Annotated in this window: 18 protein-coding genes and 1 pseudogene; 7 read left to right on the top strand and 12 right to left on the bottom strand. The window is 37.1% G+C overall.

Annotation, left to right across the window (positions count from 1 at the left end):
- The 3 genes from N0M92_RS06955 to N0M92_RS06965 all read right to left on the bottom strand — a co-directional run.
- Nucleotides 1-346, bottom strand: a 346-nt coding sequence (locus N0M92_RS06955) for an IS110 family transposase (protein WP_260285078.1), incomplete at its 3' end; no start/stop codon positions are given.
- 478 nt (nucleotides 347-824) lie between these two features.
- Complete coding sequence (locus N0M92_RS06960) at nucleotides 825-1,574, bottom strand: DUF3888 domain-containing protein (protein WP_260285079.1); 750 nt, start codon at nucleotides 1,572-1,574, stop codon at nucleotides 825-827.
- Between the two features lie 181 nt (nucleotides 1,575-1,755).
- Complete coding sequence (locus N0M92_RS06965) at nucleotides 1,756-2,364, bottom strand: DedA family protein (protein WP_260285080.1); 609 nt, start codon at nucleotides 2,362-2,364, stop codon at nucleotides 1,756-1,758.
- Between the two features lie 928 nt (nucleotides 2,365-3,292).
- Here N0M92_RS06965 and N0M92_RS06970 point away from each other — a divergent pair.
- Complete coding sequence (locus tag N0M92_RS06970; RefSeq protein ID WP_260285081.1) at nucleotides 3,293-4,720, top strand: PQQ-dependent sugar dehydrogenase; 1,428 nt, start codon at nucleotides 3,293-3,295, stop codon at nucleotides 4,718-4,720.
- A gap of 300 nt (nucleotides 4,721-5,020) precedes the next feature.
- Here the strand turns inward: N0M92_RS06970 and N0M92_RS06975 are convergent, their stop codons facing one another.
- From N0M92_RS06975 to N0M92_RS06990, 4 genes are all read right to left on the bottom strand, one after another.
- Nucleotides 5,021-5,572 (bottom strand): hypothetical protein, encoded by a 552-nt coding sequence (locus N0M92_RS06975; protein ID WP_260285082.1) that lies wholly within the window; start codon nucleotides 5,570-5,572, stop codon nucleotides 5,021-5,023.
- Nucleotides 5,573-6,022: 450 nt separating this feature from the next.
- A complete protein-coding gene (locus N0M92_RS06980; protein ID WP_260285084.1) occupies nucleotides 6,023-6,412 on the bottom strand; it encodes a cupredoxin domain-containing protein in 390 nt (129 codons plus the stop codon).
- Nucleotides 6,413-6,783: 371 nt separating this feature from the next.
- On the bottom strand, nucleotides 6,784-8,373 hold the full coding sequence (locus N0M92_RS06985; RefSeq protein ID WP_260285085.1) for a bifunctional metallophosphatase/5'-nucleotidase: 1,590 nt from the start codon (nucleotides 8,371-8,373) through the stop codon (nucleotides 6,784-6,786).
- Nucleotides 8,374-8,680: 307 nt separating this feature from the next.
- Complete coding sequence (locus N0M92_RS06990) at nucleotides 8,681-9,286, bottom strand: FMN-binding negative transcriptional regulator (protein ID WP_260285086.1); 606 nt, start codon at nucleotides 9,284-9,286, stop codon at nucleotides 8,681-8,683.
- Nucleotides 9,287-9,451: 165 nt separating this feature from the next.
- Here N0M92_RS06990 and pdxR point away from each other — a divergent pair, with 165 nt between their 5' ends.
- Entirely contained in the window at nucleotides 9,452-10,831 is a 1,380-nt protein-coding gene (pdxR, locus tag N0M92_RS06995; protein WP_260285087.1) for a MocR-like pyridoxine biosynthesis transcription factor PdxR, read from the top strand.
- Between the two features lie 297 nt (nucleotides 10,832-11,128).
- Here the strand turns inward: pdxR and N0M92_RS07000 are convergent, their stop codons facing one another.
- Nucleotides 11,129-11,647, bottom strand: coding sequence for a GNAT family N-acetyltransferase (locus tag N0M92_RS07000; protein ID WP_260285088.1), 519 nt, complete (start codon nucleotides 11,645-11,647; stop codon nucleotides 11,129-11,131).
- Between the two features lie 48 nt (nucleotides 11,648-11,695).
- Nucleotides 11,696-11,779, bottom strand: a pseudogene (locus N0M92_RS29430) (MarR family transcriptional regulator); the annotation flags it as partial.
- A gap of 114 nt (nucleotides 11,780-11,893) precedes the next feature.
- On the opposite strand from N0M92_RS29430, the gene N0M92_RS07010 reads away from it, so the two are divergent.
- Complete coding sequence (locus tag N0M92_RS07010; protein ID WP_260285090.1) at nucleotides 11,894-12,538, top strand: YczE/YyaS/YitT family protein; 645 nt, start codon at nucleotides 11,894-11,896, stop codon at nucleotides 12,536-12,538.
- Between the two features lie 308 nt (nucleotides 12,539-12,846).
- Here N0M92_RS07010 and N0M92_RS07015 read toward each other — a convergent pair whose 3' ends face one another.
- Nucleotides 12,847-13,320, bottom strand: a complete 474-nt coding sequence (locus N0M92_RS07015) for a MarR family winged helix-turn-helix transcriptional regulator (protein ID WP_260285091.1) — start codon at nucleotides 13,318-13,320, stop codon at nucleotides 12,847-12,849.
- 150 nt (nucleotides 13,321-13,470) lie between these two features.
- Here N0M92_RS07015 and N0M92_RS07020 point away from each other — a divergent pair, with 150 nt between their 5' ends.
- From N0M92_RS07020 to N0M92_RS07030, 3 genes are all read left to right on the top strand, one after another.
- The gene (locus N0M92_RS07020) at nucleotides 13,471-14,055 is read left to right on the top strand and encodes a DUF3238 domain-containing protein (RefSeq protein ID WP_260285092.1); all 585 of its coding nucleotides are present in this window, start codon (nucleotides 13,471-13,473) and stop codon (nucleotides 14,053-14,055) included.
- A 148-nt stretch (nucleotides 14,056-14,203) separates the two neighbouring features.
- Nucleotides 14,204-14,788 (top strand): DUF3238 domain-containing protein, encoded by a 585-nt coding sequence (locus N0M92_RS07025; protein ID WP_260285093.1) that lies wholly within the window; start codon nucleotides 14,204-14,206, stop codon nucleotides 14,786-14,788.
- Nucleotides 14,789-14,859: 71 nt separating this feature from the next.
- Nucleotides 14,860-15,486 (top strand): FMN-dependent NADH-azoreductase, encoded by a 627-nt coding sequence (locus tag N0M92_RS07030; protein WP_260285094.1) that lies wholly within the window; start codon nucleotides 14,860-14,862, stop codon nucleotides 15,484-15,486.
- Nucleotides 15,487-15,893: 407 nt separating this feature from the next.
- On the opposite strand, the gene N0M92_RS07035 is transcribed toward N0M92_RS07030, so the two are convergent.
- Both N0M92_RS07035 and N0M92_RS07040 read right to left on the bottom strand, forming a co-directional pair.
- On the bottom strand, nucleotides 15,894-16,277 hold the full coding sequence (locus N0M92_RS07035) for a YkvA family protein (protein WP_260285095.1): 384 nt from the start codon (nucleotides 16,275-16,277) through the stop codon (nucleotides 15,894-15,896).
- Nucleotides 16,278-16,563: 286 nt separating this feature from the next.
- Nucleotides 16,564-16,968 carry a DUF1259 domain-containing protein gene (locus N0M92_RS07040; protein ID WP_260285096.1) on the bottom strand — a complete coding sequence of 135 codons (405 nt, stop codon included), beginning with the start codon at nucleotides 16,966-16,968 and terminating at the stop codon, nucleotides 16,564-16,566.
- Between the two features lie 846 nt (nucleotides 16,969-17,814).
- Between N0M92_RS07040 and N0M92_RS07045 the strand changes: the two genes are divergently transcribed.
- Entirely contained in the window at nucleotides 17,815-19,494 is a 1,680-nt protein-coding gene (locus tag N0M92_RS07045; RefSeq protein WP_260285097.1) for a NucA/NucB deoxyribonuclease domain-containing protein, read from the top strand.
- The last annotated feature ends 599 nt before the right edge of the window (nucleotides 19,495-20,093 follow it).

Here is a 20,093-nt window from a genome sequence, read left to right on the forward strand (position 1 = left end):
GTAAATTATCGTCTAGTTCCTTCGATCGTTTGACATGCATTGGATTCACCATGACTAGTGGGATACCGTAATGATCTAAGAAATTAGCTAAGTTCATCCAGTAGTGGCCTGTTGGCTCAATTCCAACAATTACTTCTGTTTTCTTAGCTTCCTTCATCGTTTGACGAATCTTTTCATACAGGTGTTCAAAGCCCTCTTTTGATTGATGAACAGCGAAGGCTTTTTCTATCACGCGCCCTCGTTCATCAACAAAACAAGCGTAATGAACACGCTTGGCAATATCCATACCAACAACGAGTGTATTTTCAGTAACTTGATTAATTTTTTCATTCCATTTAAACTGCATAGAGAAGTCCTCCTTGTTTGATGCTGGGTCAATGGTCGTTGACACTCATGCATCATACAAGAGGGCTCTTTTTCTTTCAAGACCTCGAACATCCTTCTAACAGGAATGCTGCCCCTTTAGTTCCATAAGAAAAAGCTGCCTTAAAGACAGCTCTGATCTTAAGCTAAAGCATAGTGTCATTAACATCTGTACTGTATTTAAAGTGTTTGATGGAATTGACGTTGCCATATCTCTCTTAAAATAATTGGTTATAAATGCGAGAATTCCTAAAATGATTACTATAATCCCTTGCAGAAACGTCCACCGTGAAAACATCAATACATACACACCCTCACTCTATATTCTACGGATAGAAAGCCCCAATAGTTTCATAATATTTCCTTCTAGGACTAATCTGCCCCTTTAGTTCCATAAGAAAAAGCCGCCTTAAAGACAGCTCTGATCTTCAGCTAACGCACCTGTTAACCTAATACTGATATTACATATACCAAATCAATTCATTTTGCATTTTCTTCCCTTGTTTGTTTTTCTTTTCTACGACCACCCATTCACCATTTTCCATAGCCACTTGAAGAACTATATTTGTTCCATCGGACCTTTTAAACAGAATATATCCTTGGGTACCCTTAATGAAAGTAACTGGGTCTATCACATTTTTATAAGGAGGTTTTATATCAGGATTTAAATCATGAACTATAATGTCAGTTGCAATATTTGAAAGAACTTTGTATTCTTTTTGTTTTTCTGATTTATATAGTAGTTGTTGATAACTAAATTTTGAAAAGGATTCCAACCTTAAATTAAATGTTTGCAGTATATCTAAAAGAACGTTCTTGTAAAACTCATTTATTTTCATTTCCTCTTCATCCCCTTCATGAACAAAATTAATCACTTTTACACCAAAAGGGCTTACATCAAAAGTGATTGTTTCTTTGCCATATGGAGGATTATGAGCGTGTTCAAATGTAATTACTTGAACTGTTACCCTAAAACTAAAACTACCTTCACTTTGCCTAATTATCCTTATGATTTTGGCATCAAATAAACCGTACTGTTTATAATAGCCATAATAATTAACTACTTCTTCTGAAATGTATAGGTCAAGTGAAGTCAATAGTGCATCATAAATTAACTTATTATTTAATTCAGTTTCTGCTGAATTAATCCTATTAGGTTGAGCACTCAATAGTAACAAACTTATGGACAGACCTAAGAAAAGTTTATTCAAGATATAACCTGCCTAATATTTTTTAGGTTTACTGTTCCCATAAGTTTTAAAAATAATTATTTGTATTTTCTTCATGAACTAAACTGCCGTAAAGACAGCTCCGATCATCAGCTAAAGCACCCGATCGTTCTATAAGCACTAAATATAATTTTATTAAAGTCCTCCATTTAAACCGTCACTTTCATGAAATACCCCTTTTTAATCGGTTTCTTCTCTTCCATAAAAAATAAATGAATATTGAAAGGATCAATAAACTCGTAATTATATAAATACTGTATGTTGACATATATAGTTCAACATTGTTCCAATTTTCCCCTAAGATTCTTCCTAATGTGATAAAAGTAAAACTCCATATTAATGCACCCGTATAGGCATAAACAACAAATTTTCTAAATGGGAAGCGATTGACAGATGCTATATACGCTGTAAGGTGCCGTACCCCAGGAATAAAATAACCAAATAATAAAAGATAAGGTCCAAATTTCTTGAATAATTTCTTTGTTTTATTAATTTTTTGTTCGGTTATGTGAAGTTTTGGTCCCAACTTTTCTAATAAAGGCAACCCAAATTTATAACCAATGAAGTAGCTAAGCGAAATCCCCCCCGTTGCTCCTGCAAAGGCACTTACTATTGAAATTAAGTAAGATAATTTACCCTGAAACACATTGTAACCAATATATGTAAGAAGAACCTCATCGGGTATAGGAAGTCCTACAATACCTCCAATTAAAGCAAATATTATTCCGAAGTACCCGTAATGTTCTAGAAGGTAAGTAACATGATTTTCCACTTTCTCACTCCAACTTTTAGGTAATGTCTAACAATCATTTCTGATTATTCATTATCAGCAGTATTTAAATAATAAAAGGCTGTTTTCGCATACTTTGTTGCGATTTAACAAGTAATGCGGTGTGGTTGATTTCCCCTCCAGATGCTCGCTTTCCGCGGGGCGGGCGCTGCTCCCGCAGGAGTCTCGCACTTGCGCTCCAATCAACCTTAAATCGTTTCGTTTTAAAAACAACAATCTTTACGAAAAGAGCCTAATAAAAAAAGAAAATTCACTCTTCATTGGGGATAATACCTTTAATATTATCCCCAATTTTTGATTTTCTTATTGCACTAAGCTCCCCCGTTAGTTTAAGTACATGCTTTCAAGATCCCGATAGATGTGTCTCATATGACCTGTATCAGAACGCTTACTGTTGTAAACAGGTTTTCTTGATGCTCCTCCTTAAATGGCCCTGATATGAAAATAATCGCTTATCCTTTTCAGGATAGCGTCCTTTAATGGAATAGCTTGAATTTATTTCATTCTTATAAATTTCACTTATTTTAGTTCGACTAACGCAACTAACGCACTCTTTTAGTTTAATTACGCTCATGCGGAAAGTAGTGCATTGCCTTATCAGGTTCGCGGCCTGATTTGGTACTAATAGACGGTTCTAATCATATTCTTATAAGAAAAGGCTGTTTTCGCATACTTTGTTGCTATTTACAAAGTAATGTGGTGTGGTTGATTTCCCCTTCAGATGCTCGCTTTCCGCGTGGCGGGCGGTGAGCCTCCTCGGCGTAAACGCCTGTGGGGTCTCACCTGTCCCGCTGCTCCCGCAGGAGTCTCGCACTTGCGCTCCAATCAACCTTAAATCGTTTAGTTTTTAAAAACAACAATCTTTACGAAAAGAGCCTAAGAAAAACAATAAGAAGGAGTGCAAAGTCATTTGATAAAAGTTAAGGTTGGTTTACGGCCCATTGTAAGTAATATTAATTTACCAACTGTTTTAAAGACAACTATACTTCCAGGTGACTCAATTGAAAGATTATTTATTGCAACCCAGGTAGGAGAGATCTTTTACATAGGAAACGGAGTTATTAGGACTTTTTTAGATATTCGCCCGCGAATTTTAAAATTAGGTAGTTCTGAACAAGGGGTTTCAGGTAGGGGATATGATGAACGTGGATTAGTGGGGCTAGCGTTTCATCCAGAATTTTATTATAACGGTTTGTTTTATCTTCATTATTCAGTAGCTGGAACACAAGGTCCAGGGGCCCTTACTGAACATTTTAGGCCTAACCCGTGTGATCCCAAAACTTTAAACCTAAAGTGGATAAATAGAGAAACTCAATATGATCATATTAATACAGTTGAAGAATGGATTTTACAATCGAATGGTCAACCTCAAAAACGACGGACATTACTTAACATAAGAAGACCATTTTTTAATCATAATGGTGTCAATAGCTTAAACTTTTCACCTGAAACCGGAAAACTTATTTTAACAACCGGTGATGGTGGAGCAGGCTATGATCCATTTAATTTAAGTCAAGATGATATGGAGATAGCTGGTAAAATAATTGAAATCGATGTAGATAAGAGCATATCCTTCAATAATCCACCCATTGTTACACGTTTTAATGAACTTCCTCTGCCTATTCAGGAAACACTTACGGTCATTGCAAAAGGGGTGCGCAATATAACAGGAGTTTCATTTCAAAGGTTTTATAATCAGTATATCAAATATGCAGGGGGTGTCGGACAGGATTTGGTTGAGTCGATTTTTTCATTCGTTCATTATAAACCAATACCGGTTACTGAGATTGTTCAAGCTTCTTTCATGAATTCTGAAGCTGACAAAGAGGGATTCATTAACTTTGGCTGGCGAGGTTGGGAAGGTGCTTTTCCTACTTCGACTATAAGAGGGTGCAATGAAAATAATAATTTGGATGAGAAAACAATTGCTTATTACAATGAAGCAGTAACACTTTCAGCGAGTCGTCTTCAGCCTCTAACCAGTTATTTTCATAAAGATACCAGACCTGATAAGTTTGGAGGAACTGCACTTACAGGAGTGCAAGCCTATATGGGGAATGCAATCCCTGGTTTAACGGGAAGCGTTGTGTTTACCGATCTTGCCCGGAAAGATTCTCAACCCTGGGTTAGAGGGGCTTTAGCTTATACCACCGTAAGACCCAATGGTGAACAAAATGATTTTAGTGTGATACAAACCGATTATGATTTTGGGTCTCAATCAGCCTATTATGTTAGTTTGGGAACGAATATGAATCAAACCAGCTTATATTTGGCGGCTTATGGCTCTATGAAAGTGACTGATTTTAACAAAGGCACTGTTTTTGAAATAGTTCCATAATCAATACAATACATTTCCACTTAATCTTGATAAATCGCTTATATGGATTTGTAATTAGAACCATGTGATGGAGAATTATTAAATTAGGCTGTTTTCGCATACTTTGTTGCCATTCACCAAGTAATCTGGTGCGGTTGATTTCCCCTCCAGATGCTCGCTTTCCGCGTGGCAGGCGGTGAGCATCCTCGGCGTAAACTGGGGGTTCTCACCTGTCCCGCTGCTCCCGCAGAATCTCGCACTTCCACTCCAATCAACCTTAAATCGTTTCGTTTTAAAAACACACTCTTAACGAAAAGAGCCTTAAATTCTAATCATTTTTAGTCTTTTAAAAAGGCTTAAAGCAATTTCAACCCATAACCAGCTATAAATGAAGGCAAATAAAAAGCCAAATATAAGAAATGAAAAGGAAACAGAGACGGCCGGACCTAAAACTGGAAAGTGAAAAATAACTATTAAACTCACAATTCCTAACATTAAAAGAATGGCACCAGTAGCAATAATACTTAACCTCATCTTAAAAAGGTGAAAAGATGCCCCTATTCCAAGTCCTAACAATCCTGTTGTAAAAGGAAATGCAATTATTTCCGTTGGCTGTAGGATGAATAACAGCATAATTGTCAGAAAGTAGGACATTGCTCCAAATGGAATGGAAAACATGGAACATAACAGGATAGGTGCAGTGGACAGCGGACTTATACAATATCCTATCCCTGGTACTGCTCCGGCAGCCTGCAGAATGGCAGCCATACAAGAAAAAATCGACACTAAAATGAGCTTCATCGTTTTTTTATGTTTATTGAATATTTTTTGAGATAAACGAACCTCATCAGAAATAGGTTTTAAAAAATACACCTTTCCACCTCATTCTAAATGGTTTATACGTTACCTTACATTCTATTCTATTTACCATTTATTAGAGGTGGAACAATTATTATTAATCCAAGCATCAATATCCCTTGTAATGAAAAATAAGCTTGATAAAAAACCTTGCTAAAACTTAATCGATCATACAAAGTAGAAAAGTCCATTCGCAGAGGAAGTATTAAAAAAAGGCTGTTTTCGCATACTTTGTTGCTATTTACCAAGTAGTGAGGTGTGGTTGATTTCCCCTCCAGATGCTCGCTTTCCGCGGGGCGGACGGTGAGCATCCTCGGCGTAAACGCCTGTGGGGTCTCACCTGTCCCGCTGCTCCCGCAGGAGTCTCGCACTTCCGCTCCAATCAACCTTAAATCGTTTCATTTTAAAAACAATAATCTTTACGAAAAGAGCCTAAAAAAAACAAGGCCATATTGGCCCTGCATTTTATTCGGCAATTACTTTCCCAACCATTCCTTCCTGGAAATGGTACCGACATATCAGTTCATATGTACCGGGCTGTTTCGGATTCACGGTAATGTTTTTTTCTTCACCTGGCTGGATCTCAACGTCAATGCCGAGCTTTTCAACTGTGAAGGTGTGCTCTTTACTGCCTTTGTTTTTCAATATCACCGTTGTGGCTGTTCCATTCGGAATGGTGATGGCTTTCGGATTAAAGAAATCATCTTTCAACTCGACCTCAATCGATTTCCTCGTCTCCATAGGCTGATTTACAACACCGGATTCGGCAAATACACCGAGTGAGCCTAGTGTTGTCACAACTACAAACATCGCAAGTACACCGGCAAATCCTGTTACCCACTTTTTCACAAACATTCGCAATCCCTCCTTTCCTCTATTTTTTTCTAATTCATGAAATATTATTACGATAAATTTCGTTGCGTGCTTTCAGATAGTCACTTTTCTATCTGAAACGGTGAAAAGAAAAAGATTGACTCTAATGACGATCTTTTGGAATCCTATTCTTATGGAACTAACTGCCCGTTTAGCTCCATAAGAAAAAGAGCTGCCAAAGCAACTCCCTTAATGAAGTAGAGCACTTGTTATTTGAATAAGTAGTTACCTTTTATTTCTCGTTAATACCCATTGCCATTCAATATCTCTTGCTATCCCTAAAGCCATTTCATTCATTCCTCCAGCTTCATCTTCCTCAAAAGACACTTATGCAAGTCCTTGTATTTTCCCCTTCATTCTTTCAATGAACGGAGAGAAGTTTCATGGGGATACTTCTGTTGGATATAGCGTATAAGTGCAGTGACAACCTGTGGACCGGATTCCACGAGCCTACCTTGTTCAAATGCAGTGAAGTTATCACCGCCTGAAGCTAAATAATTACTAACCGCTACTTCATATTCGTTGTTTGGCTGAATCTCTTGACCCTTCATATCTTTCAGCGCAACAATGCGGTTGCCAATTGGAGCGTTTGGGTCCCAATTATACGTTAAACCAACCGTTTGTATCCTATTTTCATAATCTTTCGCCCACTGCTGTTCTAATGCAAGTTTTATTTGGTCCCCTGTTAAGATTAACTTACTGACACTATGATCCATAGGCAAGTCTGTATAAAGGTCTTCTACAGTGATTTCCCCTTTTTTAAAATTCTTCCGCATTTCTCCTTGATGGACAAAAGCTATATCAACCCCCATGGCTTCCCGCTCAGATTCTGCAATCATTTTCGCTAATGGGGATTCACCGTTTGCATTTTGTTTGCGTGAGATTTCTTCAGGCATTTCTCCTATTATCTGATTAAAATGGCTCCCCAATCTTTTTCTATATTTATTTAAAAGAGCAACCGTTTCTTTATCTGGTTTTATATGTTGATGTGAAGTGACAATAATCTTTGCTTGTTTCTTAACAATAATTTTAGTATGTGGTTCAATTTCAAGATTTACTTGAGAAAAGGCTTTCCCATTGGAATAAGCTTGAACGATCAGTTTGCCGGCTACAACGGTATTGGCATATTCATGGCTGTGACCGGCAAAAATGACATCGACCTCATCATCGATTTTTGGAGCCATCTCCACTAAAGCTCCACTGGAATTTGCTCCTGACTGATCTGATTTGGCTGAATCATGTGCAAGTACAACAATTACTTTGATCCCTTTTTCCTTTAAAAGCTTAACGGTTCGGTTAATAGCTGAAACTTCATCCGTAATTTCTACTTCTTTTCGATTTTCAGGTGCCACATACAGGTTAGTCTCTTTTGTGACGACACCGATAAATCCAATATTAATTCCGTCAATTTGTTTAATAACATACGGTGGTAACAAAGGAGTACCCGACTTTGTATCGATGATATTTGCAGAGCTGTAAGAAGTAGTGGCACCTTGAAAATAACCTGTTTTTTTATTGAATCCTCCATGAATAAGACGTTTCATTTCATTTACGCCTTGGTCGAATTCATGATTTCCAGGTGTCCCGGCATCAAAGTGCAGGAGGTTTAAAAATTCAATCGTGGGTTCGTCTTTAAATTGAGAAGAGATTGGAGGACTTCCTCCTACCATATCACCAGAATGAACAAGCAGTGTATTTGGGTTTTCTTGTATAAATGTTTTTAAATGGGCAGCCAGGTATTCAGCCCCCCCTGCCATGGTTCCTGAAACCATTTGATATTTGTTTAGTTGGCCGTGAAAATCATTAACGCCTAACAATTGTACTTGAATGTGTTGGCGGTTGGATGTGGAATGTTGGGATGAGTGTGCTGTGATTTTATAAGTTACGAAAATGATGATAAATACCAAGATGAACAAAGAAGTTATGGCCTGAAATTTTGACAACTTCCGATCCCTCCCTCTGGATGTAAATTAAGAATAACTCTGGAATTTTATATCCGTATAAAGGGACCTTGATTTTTTGTTATATTTTATATAATGATTGTTAAATTAACCCGGTACATGCATACCTTTTTAAAAATATTCATACGGCGTAACATGACTTAACATTTTGATTGGATTATTTAAAAGGCTCCAATTTTTCCTCCATGGTATTGAAATCCGCTCCGGTAGTAACAGAAGTTCAACAAAAAGAGTGTAAATCCTTATTGGATCAACACTCACGTTAGTGCAGTAACATTCAACGCCACTTTTATAGGTTTGCCTTCATTAAAAAGGAAATTTTTTGCTCATCTGTATTTTGGATCTTTTCCAGTTGATTGATAACCCGCTCTTGCCGAAGTGCTGAATGGTTTTGACTTAACTTCGCTTTTCCCTCTATCTTGTTGATTCTTATTTTGAAGCCTTGAATCCCTTTGTTCATCCCAGCGAGATAGTCAGCATCTAAATCTTGCAAATTGTATGAACTATCAGGGGCTTCATACTTCAATACCATGTCTTCCAAGGTATCCGTTAACGCCTGTTCATCCTCAATAAGTTCGACTTCGCCGTATACATGAACAGTCACGTAATTCCATGTTGGTACCGCTTGGTTCGTCTCATACCAAGAAGAGGAGATATAACAGTGGGGACCATGAAAGACTGCCAAGACTGTTTGATTTTCAATATCTTTCCATTGAGGGTTCGGACGAGCAAAATGACCATACAAATAGGTTTTCTCCTTATTCAACAGCAGTGGTAAATGTGTAGCAAAAGGCACGCCTTCATGCATCGAACACAATGTTGCAAAACCATTCTCCTGTATTACATCGTAGGCTGCTGCTAATTCTTTTATTTCAAATTGCTTAGGGATATACATAAAAAATCTCCTTTCATCCGTCAATATTATTCCATTCACAATATAGCGGCTTTTACTAAGTCTCATTTCTACTTGAGAAACTCATCTGTAAAATATGGTAATATACAAACTGACATATAAAAAGGTACAATTCTAAATAAATATACATGTCAAAGGAGATCGTAAATGATAAATGCCATTTTTGCTTTTAAGGAGGATTCCCCCAGATACAAACAAATTTACGAGCAGTTTAAGTTATATATTGAACGGGGGGACATACTTGCCGATGAACAATTGCCCTCCATCCGTCAACTGGCAGATTCCCTTCAAGTAAGTCGGAATACGACATTAATGGCTTATGATCAACTTGTAGCTGAAGGCTATATTCGTGGAGAAGGGAGAAAAGGTTATTTTGTAAATGAATTAGAGCCACTTTTATCCCAAAAAGAGTTAATTCCTCATAATAAAACGCAAAGAGAGCCAGTGACACCTACCCTCATTGATTTCCGGGCGGGTGCCGTAGATCAAGCACATTTCCCTTTGAAAACTTGGAGGAGGATTGCCAATCAAGTATTAACGTTACAGGAGAGTTTTCAATATGGGGAACCCTTTGGTGAGGTGTGCCTACGTGAACAAATTGCCACATACTTACTCCAATCCCGTGGGGTGAAAACAGATGCAAATGCCATTATTATCGGCAGCAGTACCCAACAAATGCTTATCAATCTTGGACAAATACTGAAGGATGATTTTCCAAGCATTACAGTAGAAGACCCTGGATATGATGGCGCAAGGGAAGCTTTTCAATTCCATTGTTTTACGATTGAAACTTTACCAGTTTATGAGGCAGGTGCTGATTTTTCACAATTGGAACAAATCAAATCACGATTAATCTATGTAACACCTTCCCATCACAGTCCATATGGGGTAAGCATGTCCATTCAACAACGGCAAATGCTTATTCATTGGGCTAACAAGATGCAAGGGTATATGATCGAAGACGATTATGATAGTGAATTTCGTTATACACAACAGCCATTTCCAGCTCTCGCTTCCATTGATTCTGCAAGAGTGATTTATCTAGGGAATTTCTCAAAGTCCTTTCTTCCGGGAATTCGGTTAAGTTATATGGTGTTGCCAGAGCCGCTTTTAAACCGTTATAAAAATCAATTTCTTCATTTCGAGAGTACCACTTCACTTCTAAGCCAGCTCGCAATGGCTAAATTTATGGAAGAGGGAGAATGGAATCGTCATATTAAACGTATGCGTCTTGTTTATAAACGAAAAATGCAGCACTTGGTATCCATAGTAAAAAAGCAATTCGATCAACATATATCCATTATCGGTGAGCAGTCAGGTTTGTATGTATTAATCAAAGTACACCTGGAACGTTCAGAAGAATGGCTAATAGAGCGCGCTTCCTTTCATGGTGTTAAAGTGTATCCCACCTCATTCTACTTCATTAAAAATAATACCGATAAACCAATTATCAAACTTGGTTTCAGTAATCTTTCTTGTGAGGAAATCGCGCTTGGCGTGGAGCTCCTAAAAAAGGCTTGGTTATAAAAAAACACCCCGTAATTCTAGCCAATGAACTAATAATTGCGGGGCAAAACATGGATTTTTAAAACACAGGTCCTCATTCCACTGACATGCCCCGTTAGCTCCATAAGAAAAGAGCTGATCGTCACAGCTCTAATGAACCAACGCACCCTGCACTTTATATACAACCCTTTACAAACTGAAGAGAAGCTGCCAATATGACAGCTCCGTTCCGTTCTTTAATTCTTGCATTTGAGGGGGAAATAAAAGTGGGCTTATACTTATTCACTTTTACATAATAGTTCCCCCTTCCAAAACAAGTTATAGAAGTGCTTTGGTCATTATAAAGTCCATTTGTTCTTCATCACCCATATAAAAAGAGTGGGCTCCGGTTTGAACAAAGCCAATTTTCTTATAAAAAGCAATAGCATTTTCGTTTTCTTCCCATACGCCGAGCCAGATTTTCTTTTTATTACTTTCCGTCGCAATTTCCATTGCTTTATTTAGCAGATATTTACCAAGCCCATGTTTTTGATATTTTTTCTTTATATAAATCCTCTCGATTTCAAGTGATTCATCACCCATTTGTTCAGTCTGAGCATCATTGGTATTGACCTTTAAATATCCAGCGACTTCATTATTAAAATAAACAAAAAAGAATTGCGAAGAACTATTCGATAATTCTTTTTCTAATTGTATTAAGTCAAATGCCTTTTCCAAATAGGCATTCATATTTTCGGCTGAATTCTGATGCTTAAATGTCTCATTGAATGTTTCATAACTAATTTCTTGAAGTTCACGTGAATCTTCAAGGGTACACTTTTTTATATTTTTAGTCATTTAAATATGTCGCTCCTTCATATAATCAATAATTTCTCTTGTTTCCCTTTTTAACAAACTCCCATTCTTTATCTCTATTTCTTGATCTAATGCCCTTGCTATCATTCCAATTTCACGAAGAATTTCCTTCATAATTAACTCCACGGCTTAAAATTTTGTTGTAAATGCAATAAAAATAACATATATTAAATGTAACCTTACTTTGTTGCGTTTGCAACAAAAAAACATGTAAAGGGGTCGAGTACAGTGAAATATGTATTTTATGTCTTAGGAATTTTACTATTAACTCTTGGTATTTCTTTCACTATACAATCAGACCTTGGAACTTCACCTTTTGATGCACTTTTGGTAGGACTGTCCATAAATGTGGGGCTTACTGTCGGAAGTTGGGAAATACTAATAGCTCTACTATTAATATGTTGTAATTCATTTTTAAAAAGACAAAGACCAGAATTTTTAGGGTTGTTAACCGCATTTATAACGGGTATTGGTATTGATATGTGGCTTTTTTTATTGCACAATTCGATAACACCTGAACTATGGTACAGCAAAGTTGTTTGTTTTGGAATCGGCTTAGTTGTTATAGGATTAGGAACTGCAACATATTTACATACAAATTTTGCACCGATTCCAGTTGACCGATTAACATTAATCATACAAGAATTAACTAGAACAAATATATTTTTTTCGAGAACAATCATTTACCTCTTATTCTTGCTAATGGCAATGATCCTAAATGGCCCCATTGGCGTTGGAACTTTATTAACCGTTTGTTTAGGGGGGCTAATACTTAATTACTTTATGCCATTTACTAAAAAGGTATTAGACCGCATATTAACACACTCCAATCCATCACCAAATTATGAGAAAGATAAAAACCATTCATTATAGAATGCTCTCTATTTAACTTGTTCAACAAACCCGCCCCGTTAGTGCCATAAGAAAAAGCTGCCTTAAAGGCAGCTCCGATTTTCAGCTAACGTACCTGCCAGTTCATTAAGAAAAGCGAACCTTCTTCAAGAATCGCGCCCTTAATGGAACAACGAAAATAAAAACACAGATGTTAGCTTATTTTTCTTGAACTAACGCTCCCGTACAATTCTCCACAAAACTTGCTGCTAATTTAAATTATTACAGGAATACTGTACTGTTAGTACGAATTTAAGCACGATTAAAAGTTCCCTTTATAAACTCTATAATTACCAGACAGGTTTTAACCTTGATGATAGTTTATCTTCATTTTCTTCATAAACTAATTTTGTTAAATCTTCTTTGAGCATCTGCAGGCGTTCAACACCTATGTTTTCAATCCAACGTTGCTCAATCTCAGTTAATATCTTCTCTTTTGCTTTCACAACTAACCAACCTCGTTCGGTCAAAACAATAATTTTCCCTCTCTTATCAGTGGGATGAGCTTTGCGCATTACATAGCCACTTTTCTCAAGATAATCCACCATTTTACTCACAGCTTGCTTTGTAATTCCTAAGTATTCGGCTAGTTCTATACCTGTTGCTCCATTGGGAGTGATACATTTAAACATAAAACCATGTGCAGGTCTAATATCTCCAAATCCCAATTCACTCAATCTGTCATGTAATTCATTAATTGATGTACTAAAGGATAATGATAAAAGTGATGTAAGATCCAATTCACTAAATACTTCATGATTCATACATAAAACCTCCTTAAATAAAGTCAAGTAGGTTGACTTTATTCGAAACCCATTGTACTATACGTATTGTAGTCAATCAAGTTGACTATAATTCAATTATAAACAAATTGGATTCACCGAAACAAAATTAATACATTATGGAGGGTTCTCATGGCTAACATCGTTAAAATTAGAGGAAGTGTATTTGCACCGTATGCTTGGTTGGAGCCCATTAAAGATCCTGCAACAGAAAAGATATTCGAATACACTGGTGATGCACGTGAATTTACACCATACGCTGTAAACACAATGCGGTCAAGATTAGAGCAAGAAGTGATTATTGATTTTTATAAAAAAGAAATTTTCACATATACAAATGCTTGTATCGTAACTGTAAAAGTTACAAATCCTGATGGCTCTATTGATTATAAAAAAAGAAAATCAAGTACAGAAAATATTGTATGTACTAATGTTATGTGGGCCACTGATGAAGTTTCTTTTAAAATGAGTGCTAGTGCCAGCAATCCTTTGAATAGAGCAGCACCTGCAGCTGACTATGTATTAACTATAAACTTAAACAAAAGTGGGGTTGCATATATTGAAGGTTCCCATGATGGATTCCCCTGTTATGAATTTTATAAACAAACAGATTTCGGTCCATTTGAATTAATATATACACATGATTTCAGAAAAACTGGTGACACTCCGGCAGCACTAGCTGGGGAAATGGAATACAGTTTTAAAACGACAATCTAGATATAAAAATTAAATAGACGATTACAAGCAGCAGCAAATATTAAATGAAAAGCAATTGATCATACGAAAGAAATTGTGATCTGTTTTGCTCAATGGGTCAATATTATTATTACCCAAAATAAAATTAAGAATTACAGAGGTGTGTCTCATGACTAATATCGTTAAAGTTAGAGCAAGTGTATTTATTCCAATGTCTTGGACTGAACCTAAGAAAGATATTCAAACGGGAAACATAATCCAATTCGAAGGTGATGCACGTGAATTTACACCTTATGCAGTAAACGCTATGCGTTCTAGAGTGGAACAAGAAGTAGTTGTAGATTTTTACAAAAAAGAAATTTTCACATATGCGAATACGGGCATAACAACAGAAAGAATCACAACTCCTGATGGTTCCGTTAATAAAAGAACAGGAAAAGCTAATACGGAAGGCATCTTGTGCACTGATGTTGTATGGGGGTCAGATGACGTCAAATTTCAAATGAGTGCAAGTGCTAGCAACCCATTAAATAAATATGCACCTCCCGTTGATTATCTATTAACGGTACATGTCAAAAAAGAGGGTACTGTCGATATTCAAGGTGCACATGACGGATTCCCTTGTTATGAATTTTATAAGCAGGTAAACTTTGGTCCGTTTGAGAAGATTCATACACATGACTTCAGAGAAACTGGTGATACAGCTGAAGCTCTAGGTGGAGACATGGAATATAGTTTTAAAAAGATATTGTAAAGACAATAGGATTCCCTTTTTAGTGAATAAATATATAACAACATAAGAGTGAGTAACAGGAGGAAAAGAGAATGACAACAGTTTTATTTGTAAAAGCAAACAATCGCCCCGCAAACCAAGCGGTGAGTGTGAAATTATATGAGGCTTTTTTAGCAAGCTATAAAGAATCACATCCAAATGATACAGTGGTAGAACTTGATTTATACAAGGAAGAATTGCCATATGTAGGAGTAGATATGATTAACGGTACATTTAAGGCTAGTAGAGGATTTGATTTAACAGCAGAAGAAGCAAAAGCAGTAACTGTTGCTGATAAATATTTAGAACAATTCCTTGCAGCTGATAAAGTTGTGTTTGGATTTCCATTATGGAACTTAACAATTCCGGCTGTACTACACACATATATTGATTATTTAAACCGCGCGGGCAAAACATTTAAATATACGCCAGAAGGTCCAGTAGGTCTGATTGGAGATAAGAAAATTGCATTATTAAACGCAAGTGGCGGTGTATATTCTGAAGGACCAAAAGCTGAAGTAGAAATGGCTGTTAAATATGTAGCAAGTATGATGAGCTTCTTCGGTGTAAAAAATATAGAGAAAATAGTGATTGAAGGTCACAATCAATTCCCAGATAAAGCAGAGGAGATTATTGCTGCAGGGCTTGAAAAAGCTGTTAAAATAGCAAGTACGTTCTAATTAATAAAAACTTGTCAATCAATATAGCAGTACCAACACTTTTATAGCGGTGGTACTGCTTTTTTTATTCGCTTATCTTGCTACTTTCGGGGGAGTTAGAACCAATTGATGTAATATTCCATTTTAATCTTATAAAAAGATAGAAAGAAGGATTACATTACATGGAAAGTTGATAGACAAAATATATATAAACTTGATTTCCTTCTTCAACTATTCTGTCCTTTAGATTAAGTACAATCCCTCAAAATCTCATCGACAAATATCGAACTTTCTTTTTAAATGATCTTCAGCAATCTGGCCCAATTGTTGAATAAAGATCAAACAGCACTCTTCAACTAACCTGCCCCTTTAGTCCCATAAGAAAAAGCTGCCTTAATGACAGCTCCGATGATCAGCTAACGCACCCGTTATTTCATTAAGCGATAAATATTTATAATAGCCCATATTATAATCAAGCCCCAAATCAATACTATTATAGAGCCCACTATCCAATTCCTCGGCTTTCCGTTTTTCATCATTTCCTCTGCCTTAACTTCACAGTCGGTCAATACATTCTTTCGTATCAGCTTTAATGCAATCATTATCCCTATTGGAACGAGAATTACATCGTCTAAGTAGCCAAGAATGGGTATAAAATCAGGTATTAGGTCAATCGGACTGAAAGCATAAGCTACAACACAAGCCGTAAATACTTTTGCATACCAAGGCACTCTTGGATCTTTACAAGCAAAGTAAAGGATAAAAATCTGTCGTTTTAGATTCCTCGCCCAGGTTTTAATTTTTTTGAACATTTTATCTCCTAATAATCGTTAAGAATTTATTTTCATTATAACAAAATGAAAATTACTAAAGATTGTTATTTCACTTCACTAGCCTGCCCCGATAGTCGCATAAAGAAAGAGCTGCCTTAAAGACAGCTCCGACCTTCAGCTAAACCACTCGTTCGTTCATTAAGAAAATCAATTCTTAGTAAAAAATCGCACCCGATTGTTAAAGAAAATCTTTTGTACACTATACTCGTAGTGAGCTATTTTACTTGTACTAGAATTGAATCCTTTTCATATAACTAAAACTTTCCTAAGCAACGGGATAACTGCGTAAAAATGAAAATGAGTGTACCATCTTTTTTGCAAAATTTAATGGAGGCTCAATAGATTGAATGTGAACATACATAATTAAAGGTTCAGTAAATAACCAGTGATTATGTAGGGCACTCACAATCAAACCCTGTTGGACAATTGAATAAATAAAACTAGGAATCTCTTCTTGTAAAACAGCGATTTCAGCCAAATTTAACGCATTACCACTTTGATCCAATGATTCAAATAAGACTCCTGCCGGCACAACAGAACTGCTTTGGCGCCCTTGAACTATCACCTTAAAATCACGGTGTAATGATACAGAACAACTACCTTGATTTACGTTACTTTTTCCTTTTAGGAGAGTAGCAAATTGTTCACAAATTGAATCAAAGTTATTCATCTAACTGGCCTCCCTTTACTAATAAAATTATGTTGTTTGACACGGTATTATGTTTAAAGAAATCCCCTTTCCCGTACAATCTATCAGTTTCCATATGAAAACACCGACCCAGAAACTGAAATAATCAAAGATATTCTTCCTAAACTGATAAGCCATAACCAAACAAAGCAAACCCTTTTCTATTTTTCAAACGATTCGAACGACGACCAGAGAAAAATTTGCCAAGGTTTCTGATGAACCATCTATAACCCCAATAATTAAAGGGCCAGACGAATGATTGGGATTAAAGGAGTCACCATATAGGTGCCCATATCTGTAAAAAAACTAACGAAGCTTAATATCCAATTGTTGCTGTTTTTCAATTCGAAACCGCCCCTTAAATATAAATTGCTGATGATCAGCTCCCGGTAATGAACTAATCACCCTTTCATTCAAGCGAACCACTTCACAATAATGAACGAGAAGCATTGGAATCTGAACGTTCAAAATATTTCATTTAATCATTAGTCTCCTCTACCTTGTTTTTTCTACATATAAAAGAACACAATCCCTGCTTCGAGTGTTATTGTACAATCGCCTTAAACATATCTCTGTTTTTAACCAATTTATTTATTGCAGCATCTTTATTGTCATTAATATTATCAGGTCTTTTGGATTGGCCACCATCTTCCTATTTAAAAAGCATTTGGTAAAAAATGTAGGTTGATAGCATTATTTGATTTGGAATGTATTGTCAAACATTTTATTTTGTAGTAACCTATCAGCGATTTAAATCGCACCGAGCTAATAGCGCACTAGTCCATGGGTAATAAACAGCTGTTACTATTCAATAAGGGAGGAATTGTAATGTCCCGGTTACACAAGCGTTGTTTTACAATTGTCCTTGTCATGCTTTTGACCCTTGGCATCTATGCACCTGTACAGACACAAGCAACTTCAGCAGGTGGAGGGTACTGGGTCCCAGACGACAAGATCAAGCAGGCAACCGAACTGATGAAGCAAGGCAAATCCCTCGGGGAGCTTGAAATCAAACAAGATCAAGTCCAGCAAAAAGAAGGCATTCAGACATTGGATGAATTGATGGAGGTCGACCAGCAAAGTAAAGCGACATACAGAGCGAACTTGGCACCTCCGATCAAGACCGCGGTCGGATGGGTGCCCCCGGAATTTGACTATGATCATATCCTGACTGTAGATGAATGCCGAAGAAGTCCTGACAGCAGTTCAGAAACAGGGTATATCAAGAACCGTTATTCCTTCTGTTGGTCCCATGTGGCGACATATCAAGTCCCTGTAAAATGCATCGCAGGGATCTGTATAAACGCAGGGGTTCAATTTCAATTCACGGAAATAGGTTATGGTTCCAACCAAAGCCGGAACATGAGAATCTATTATACACTTGACGATATCATCGTGACCGATCCAGCATTAAATGGAGCCAAGTTAAAAATCGATATGGTATGTGAATCGAAATTGAACGCAGGTGACTGTAAAGAGGATCCCGGCTATCCACCGACGGAACGAACGATCGCCCACTGGAAAAACACGAACTTCGATACAGAAATCTTCACCTCAGAAACACCCCCAGCAACTGATTCAAATCCTGACCAGTTGGGATACATGGAGTTTTGGCCGAAACTCACCCTTACCCATTCAGCAAGGAAATACAAAAAAAGCATAGATGGCATTAAACAGACCGTCCGTTATGACTCTGCAAAATACATGTTCGCTTTCCCAAATCAATATTTCCGGCAAGGAGCCGTATTCAGCAAAGCCACACCGGTCTTCAATGTCCCGATCACGAAGCCGGAATTCAAAATGCTAACTGAAGCCGGCCAGCATTGGAAGGACGCTATGGACCACCCAGAACAGACAAAGCCTCAAATGGTTGGAAAGAACATACCGGGAGCCGTAGGAGAAAGTACTCTGACACGGATGTATACAAAACGCCATCAGGATGAATACAACCGTAATAGGAACAAGACAAGAAGGATTTGTGACCGGGAGTTCGGAGATGAGGATCGGACAGGAAAGCAGTGTGACGAATATCCTTTCGCTTCCACCTGGGAAGGTTCATCGACGAACGGATCGGATAATTTTTCTGTAAGAATGATTTCCGCTGATTCGAACGGTGCTGCAGGGACATGGCTTGGTGCCTGGTACGCCTATGACCGGATTCTGGATGGGGATGCTTTTAATGTGGATGTCGAAGCTCCTGAGAAAATCGCGACGATCCGATCGGAAGGTCAGCCTCAGGACGGCCAGGATAACCGATCAAGTGATAACTTCACGATCGGGAACATCCCTACTTACGCGACCAAGTTACAATGGAAAATCATCGACGGTCCTAAAGATGCAAAATTCGATGTCATGAAAGACATCAGCTTCGGTATCGACGAAACGATTTTCTATGATCTTACAGACGGGTCCGAGTCAGAAATCAAAACGAGTGAAGATTTCTACATCGCCAGACCGGAAAACACCGATGGAGAAAACTTCACTGTCGAAGTCTATGCAATCCCTTAAGAATAGAAGATTAGTTGAATAAAAGACGAAGGCTAGTCAATAGAGCTTGGAGACTCCAATCTAAGCTCTTTTGACTAGCTATTTATAGTGACTACTACCATCATATCCCCGATAACGTAATAAGCAAATTATGCATGTTTCACAGATGACATTCCAATTAATTTTTAAAAGTCTTTTTCATGTTTAAGTGTCCTATTATTCTCAACACGCATTTTTGCATTTTCAAGCGAGTTGGAAACACTCCTTAATTTATGTCTGCATTAATTCTCTTCTATATTTAAATCTCCTTAATTCTTGTTTCACTAATCTATTACGCTGTTTTTTTCACAGCTGCCACTTTTATCCCCCTCCAAAGACAACTTTATTTCTTGTTTTTTTCCTCCTTTGTGTCCTTTAAAGAATAAGAAGTATGTATTACAATATACCAATAGTTATAAAATGGTATTTTAGTTAATGATTACATATCACTAATAGGGGGCTAAGTAGGGGAATTTTCTGCATTTCATAGCGATTATCATTTGAATCGTAATCATGGTAGTAACAACAATTTGCTTGTCGTAAAAAAAGAACCTTATTGCATATTAAATAAGGCCGCCCAA

The sequence above is a fragment of the Peribacillus aracenensis genome, from assembly GCF_025175645.1.
GTDB classification, from domain to species: domain Bacteria; phylum Bacillota; class Bacilli; order Bacillales; family DSM-1321; genus Peribacillus; species Peribacillus aracenensis.